Genomic DNA, 296 nt, shown 5'->3' with positions numbered 1-296 from the left:
GCTTGAGGCAAGATGATGATACGCATGGTATCAGCGTAGGTGAATCCTTGCGATAAAGCGGCTTCGGTTTGACCTTTAGGAACCGCCTCGATACCTGTACGAATAATTTCAGAGATATAGGCTCCTGTGTAGACACCCACACAAAGGATAGCTGTCAATGAAATTGGGATCATGATATGACCATCAGTCAAGATTGAAATCCCATAGAAGACAACCACGAATTGCACAAGCAAGGGTGTATTTTGGAATATTTCGACATAAACACGTGAAATGCCACGAAGGACCTTGTTGTGAGT

At 43.6% G+C, this 296-nt stretch carries 1 protein-coding gene; it reads right to left on the bottom strand.

What is annotated here, in order from left to right; translation table 11 throughout:
* Positions 1-296, bottom strand: a 296-nt coding sequence (locus HMPREF2607_RS05935; RefSeq protein WP_148130155.1) for an ABC transporter permease subunit, incomplete at both ends; no start/stop codon positions are given.

The sequence above is a fragment of the Streptococcus sp. HMSC078H03 genome (genome assembly GCF_001808655.1).
Taxonomy (GTDB): Bacteria; Bacillota; Bacilli; order Lactobacillales; family Streptococcaceae; genus Streptococcus; species Streptococcus salivarius_G.
Note: the sequence above shows the minus strand (reverse complement) of the source record. Positions and strands in the feature narration are given on the sequence as shown.